The organism is Vibrio rubrogenes (assembly GCF_059641415.1).
Genome location: NZ_JCARSY010000039.1, coordinates 25001 through 31268, shown reverse-complemented (window position 1 = coordinate 31268; position 6268 = coordinate 25001). Strand labels below are relative to the sequence as shown.

Below are 6268 nucleotides of genomic sequence, written 5' to 3'. Positions count from 1 at the left end.
GTTCTACTGCTTGTTTTTTATGCATAATTTAATCTTTCCATATCGGAAATTAACGCTTTAACAGCACAAATATCCATTCGCTATATTTGGCACATTATGGCCAGTGTAGACCACTGATATTTTAATAAAACAACCAGAATACCAGTATTGATTGTCTCTCTAAAGTCTTCATCGCACCATCCGCAGGCAATCCGCGTTGTCGGGATGGCTTTTATGAGCAGTCCCTTGCTCAGAAAAGCCTCAAAAATCGTCTTGATTTTTGCCCTTGCCTGAGGTTAAAACTGCCTCTCTAGATTTAATCTTCCCGCAGATATTCCTCTTCTGAAACGGTAATCAAATTATGCAAAAAAGTCAGCACATGTCAGAGTTCGCAGTAATTGGTGCTAGGGTCGGTACATGAGCCCTGAAGGATCATAGTAGTTGCCCCCACTAAAACGGACAGTTTAACTCGCCACTTTAAGAGCTCGATACTCTCTTGGTGACATCATTTTCAATCGAACTCGAACGTTCTCGTTAATTGACCACTACACTCCACATGGCTCGTTCCGCTGCATAAAAATTACTAAAATTGTCCTTATCCGGGAATATATCACCTATAATGAATAGGTATACCTTCACATAACCGTACGTCGCATGATACTTGCGACAAAAATTCGTGGCAATTAAGGGGAACTGTAAAACTTTTGATATAACAGCAAGAAGTCATACTGGCTCTTAATTGCTAGTTATATTAGAAGTTTAAGTTGGGTTCCCTACTATTCTAAGGCGACACTTAGTAACTAACCGTAAACTACGCACAATTTACTCTAGTTGATTAAGCGCTTCCTACCTCATTTAATTTTACATAGGTCTAATTCCTTGCCTATAGTCTAGTCGGAGGGCATTCTCATGCTCCCAAGTAACAATTCTTCAGGAAATCCCTGGGGCGGAGGAAAACAAGATCCTCCACATTTAAATAATATTCTTCATCACTTCAAGAAAATGCTTATAGGTCGCGGGCCTTCAAGGTTTTTTACTCCATTTATTATTTTATTTTTAGCCCTCATTTTATGGTCAGCATTTTATACCGTTCCAAGTGATTCTGTCGCTGTCATACAACGCTTTGGCAAATATGTACATAAAGTTCCTGCGGGGCTTCACGTCAAGATGCCACTTGGTATTGATACGATAAAAATAGTGCCGGTTAAACGACAACTAAAACAAGAGTTTGGTTTTACGACGCCAGGGGCTAATGACCCTCATCAAAGTCCAAGAGTTAACGATCGTCGTCAAGAGACACAAATGGTCACTGGCGATTTAAATGCCGCTCTTGTGGAGTGGGTAGTCCAATATCGAATTTCTGAACCCATTAATTTTTTGTTCGAAGTCCGAGAACCCAGTGAAACGCTTCGATATGTTTCTGAATCCGTAATGCGTGAAGTCGTTGGAGATAGAACTGTAGATGAAGTGATCACGATAGGTCGACAAGAAATTGAATATGAAGCGCTTTCAAAAATGCAGGTGCTCTCAACGAAATATGCCTTAGGGATAAGTATTGACCAAGTGCAATTGAAAAACATCAACCCTCCGCAACTTGTTCAGGCATCGTTTAACGAAGTGAACCAAGCTCAACAGGAAAAAGAAAAATTAATTAATGAAGCCCGTCGAGATTACAACAAAGTGATTCCTCTAGCTTTAGGAGAAAAAGACCAAAGGATCAGAGAGGCTGATGGTTACCGTCTAAAACGGGTTAACGAGGCTGAAGGAGATACAGCTCGCTTCAATGAACTATTGTTCGAATACGTTAAAGCGCCGGAAGTGACTAAACGAAGAATCTATCTCGAAACCATGCAAGCTGTATTACCGAATATTCGTGCCAAAATTATCATTGATGAACGAGCAAGCAATATTTTACCTTTGCTCAATATCAACAAGACACAAGGAGATGCACAATGAAACCGAATAAAATAGGGGTCATAACTGCATTAGTTTTAGGTGTCTCTCTTAGTATATACAACGCACTTTACACGGTGAGTGAAGTGCAACAGGTCATTATTACTCAGTTTGGGAAACCAGTAGGAGAACCGGTTGTAGATGCTGGATTGAAGATAAAAATACCGTTCATTCAAGAAATTAACACTATAGACAAACGAGTGTTGGAGTGGGATGGTAACCCTTCCGATATGCCAACAAAAGATAAGTTGTACATTTCGGTTGATTTATTCGCTCGGTGGCGAATAACCGACCCGCTTCAATACTTTTTACGAATCAAAGATGAACGCAGTGCACAATCTCGTCTTGACGATATTTTGGGGAGTGAGACACGAAATGCTGTGGCAAAACATGAATTAATCGAAATAATTCGTACAAATAAAAATCGAAAACCGTTACGAGATTCCTTATTAAGTGATACTGAAGGAGAACTGAAAATTGGCGCCCTTGTTCCTATCCAAAAAGGTCGTCAATTAGTCGAACAAGAAATATTTTCTGCCGCGGCAGAAAAAATAAAAATATTTGGTATTGAATTGCTCGACATTCGCTTCAAACGTATTAATTACAATGAAAGTGTTCGTCCTAAAATTTACGAGCGAATGATTAGTGAACGTCGACAAATTGCGGAACGTTTTTTATCCGAAGGAAATGGGGAAGCTGCGAGGATTCGTGGTGACCGAATCAGAGATTTGAATAAAATCCAGTCTGAAGCCTATCGTGAAGTCGAAGAGATTCGCGGGCAAGCCGATGCCAAGGCCGCCGAAATTTATTCGTTAGCTTACAATAAAAACCCTCAAGCGAGACACCTTTATGAGTTCACACGAACGATGCAAGCTTACTCAACTATCATCTCAGAAAATACAACGCTTGTTTTGTCTACTAACAGTGATTTATTCAAGTTTCTCAATGGCATTGAAGGTGACTTAATGCCTATTGTTGAAAAACAAAATGAGTAAAAAAGCCCAAATAGCATCAACTTACCCGACTCGACTACCAAAAGAGTACATTGATTGGGTTGCTAGACCGATAAACCGTTTTATACATATTGAATCAGCAGCGGGCATTGTACTATTTGTTTCAGCAGTACTTGCTGTTTTACTTGCCAACTCAGGTTTAAGTGAGGAGATTGCTCATTTTTGGCAAATTTCGGTGGGAATTACTTTCGGTGATTTAGTATTTGAGCGTTCTTTACACAAATGGATAAATGATGCTGGAATGACTTTGTTTTTCTTTCTCATCGCCTTAGAACTTAAGCGTGAGTTAGTGCTTGGTGAACTTCGTAATCCCAAATTAGCAGTACTTTCCATTGCTGCTGCTCTTGGTGGGATGTTATTACCTCCTCTTTTCTATTTGTTTATCCAATTTGGTGAGCCAGGGCATCATGGTTGGGGTACTGTGATGGCAACGGATACTGCATTTGTGATCGGGTGTCTGGCGCTCTTAGGACGAAGTATTCCAAATAGCTTGCGCATATTCATGCTATCAATGGCCGTAGTGGATGACATTGGAGCGATCTTTGTTGTTGCTATTGGTTATGGCAATGACATTGACTGGAGGCCCGTTGTTTATGCATTGATAGGTTTTATTGTGATTCGAGGTATGAGCTTCTTGGGAGTTCGCAGTATTGTACTCTTTTCTCTTGTTGGGGGAGTGATATGGTTGTCGGTCGATATGTCTGGTATACATCCGACAATTACTGGTGTGATTCTAGGCATATTAACACCAACAAATAAGTGGGTGAGCAAGCAACACCTCTCCACTATTGTGAACTCGATAGTGGCATCTTCTCCTATGAAACAATGGAGCGGAGATAAGATTGAAGGAGAGACTTTAAGGACTGCTGCTACGGCGGCTCGTGAAACGCTTTCACCGGTCGAACGCTTAGAAATGTTACTCCATCCTTGGGTCGGATTTGTTATCTTACCATTATTCGCCTTTGCTAATGCTGGGGTTTCACTGACCACTACGAATGCAACTTCTTCAATTACTCTTGCTGTCTTTTTTGGTTTTGTTTTTGGCAAGCCGATAGGTATTGTGCTGTTCAGTTGGATTGCAGTAAGACTTCGGGTAGCCATACTTCCAAAAAATATGAATTGGGGAATGATTTTAGGGGGCGGGATGTTGGCCGGTATTGGTTTTACGATGGCATTGTTTATCTCAGAATTAGCTTATAGTCCTGACCAAATTCTTGCTGCAAAACTTGGAATTTTCTCAGCTTCCATTTTTTCAGCTTTACTCGGTCTCATTTTTTTACGGTATTTCTCTGTGAGAGAAAAGCTGAACAACATCTGATCTGAAATATATAGGTTCGGCAGTCTGCGGTGATTAACTACCGTAGAAGCTGGTACCATATATCAATCATTTACCGGAAGGTGAAACCTTGCCTGCTGTTTATCTTGCCCTTGGAGCTGCTGACGCGATCATTGCTTATTTACAAAATCAACGGTTTGTATGAAGCATGAATAAACCGACAATGCCCCCCTAACGTGAAACTTCAATTGATTGAAGGCGCTTCTCATGGTGGCGAATTATTTGCAGTAAATGTTAATAATGTCATTTTATTTTTGAATAAAGCAATATTGAAAATAAGTGAACTATACAAATTAAAAATAATTCGTTGTTCTAATAGTATAGAACCATACTGAATTACATTTGAATGAGAACCATCCAATCATGTAGGTTTAAATATATTAAAAACAGAATATAATTACAAAATAGTTTCCACTAATGAAAACACACATTAAAAATTAAACATCAGATATAATCATAGCAATGACGATTGAATGAATGACGGAATTTATTTGTATTGAATTGGTAAAATCATACATAGCTCAATAAATTTTGAGATAACCATTAAAAATTTAAATTTTCAGGAAAATCCATTTAACCCTAATATTAATCCATAAACACCATTATATTTTTATTTACCCTTTACAATGAGAAGCAACCATAATAAATACAGAATCTAAATCTAGTTATATTGTTATACGATTCACAATTAATCTCATGTAAATCATGACATCAGTTGTGTATGACTTGTGTCCTAAAGGCTGCCTTAAATATTCATATGAAGTGTTAATGAGCTCCCAGTTAATGTGGCTGTACTTATGTATTATGGCTCGTTGTTTTTAATTATTCGACTATGTCTTAAACATAGCTTCTTGTACGTTTACCAAAAATGAATAAGTGAAGTTATGCAATTACATGAGAAACTAGCACAACGGATTGTAGAGCGGGCTCAGAAAATCATCAAGTACCCGCTTAATGTCATGGACGAAACCGGTATTATCATTGCTTCAACGAACTCTGCCCGAAAATATCAGAAGCATGGCGGTGCGGTTCTTGCGTTAACTGAACTTAAGACAATTGAGATTTCCGAAAGTTTGTTGCCGGAGTTCCCTCACGTCAAGCCAGGCATCAATCTACCAATTGTATTTAACGATGAGGCAATCGGTGTGATTGGTATTTCTGGCCCACTGGATGAAGTACGTCCATTGGGTGAAATGGTGAAAATGGCAGCTGAAATGGTTGTTGAATACACCTCAATGATGGAAATGACGCGTTGGAGTGAACGTAAACTGGAAGAATTGTTACTTGAGTGTATCGACAGAAATGCCTCTCATGAACACATCATCAATATGGCAGCTCAACTCAAAGTTGATATTTTTCACAACCACGCGATCTGTGTGATCGAGGTAGAGAATACAGAAGCCCAAAAAGCAGTCTGTCAGGCACTCAATCATTGGTCACGAAAAAGACTCAAAGCCGAATATTCATACACGACCAACTTAGTCCTATTGAACGTATTTGATTCTGAATGTGAACCGAATAAAGCGATTGATGACTGGCAGAGTATTCAAAGCCACCTTGCAGATTTAATCAAGGTACCTTTCCATTGTGCATTGGGGGCTATCTACAATAAACCCGAAGAGTTACCTTTTGCATTTGAAAGTGCAATGGCGGTGATGAAAAGCGGGCAGCGGCTACAACCTAAATCACGCTTTTATTCATACTCTGAGTTTGAATTACCGGCTCTGTTTGAAGGGAGCTTATCTCACTGGCAACAAGACAAGCTTTCCATTCATACGAAACAACTGGAACTCAATGATCCAACCCTTATTCACACCATTTTGTGCTGGTTTGAAAACGACTGTGATATTAAACAGACATCTGCAAAACTGTACATTCATCCCAATACGCTTCGCTATCGTATGAAACGAATAGAAGAAATTTGCGATGTGAACTTACATCGTTTTAGCGATATGTGCCGCTTGTATTTTAGTTTAATATTATAGAA

General features: G+C 39.2%; 4 protein-coding genes. All 4 read left to right on the top strand.

Features of this window, described 5'->3' with window-relative positions; translation table 11 throughout:
- Positions 1-888: 888 nt before the first annotated feature.
- A complete protein-coding gene (gene hflK, locus AC55NX_RS18295; protein WP_496997038.1) occupies positions 889-1935 on the top strand; it encodes an FtsH protease activity modulator HflK in 1047 nt (348 codons plus the stop codon).
- Positions 1932-2927 (top strand): protease modulator HflC, encoded by a 996-nt coding sequence (hflC, locus tag AC55NX_RS18290; protein WP_496997037.1) that lies wholly within the window; start codon positions 1932-1934, stop codon positions 2925-2927. The genes hflK and hflC overlap by 4 nt, the downstream gene beginning before the upstream one ends.
- Positions 2920-4263: a Na+/H+ antiporter NhaA gene (gene nhaA, locus AC55NX_RS18285; protein WP_496997036.1), complete on the top strand. Its 1344-nt coding sequence runs from the start codon at positions 2920-2922 to the stop codon at positions 4261-4263. The genes hflC and nhaA overlap by 8 nt, the downstream gene beginning before the upstream one ends.
- 902 nt (positions 4264-5165) lie before the next feature.
- Entirely contained in the window at positions 5166-6266 is a 1101-nt protein-coding gene (locus AC55NX_RS18280; protein ID WP_496997035.1) for a CdaR family transcriptional regulator, read from the top strand.
- Positions 6267-6268: the final 2 nt, after the last annotated feature.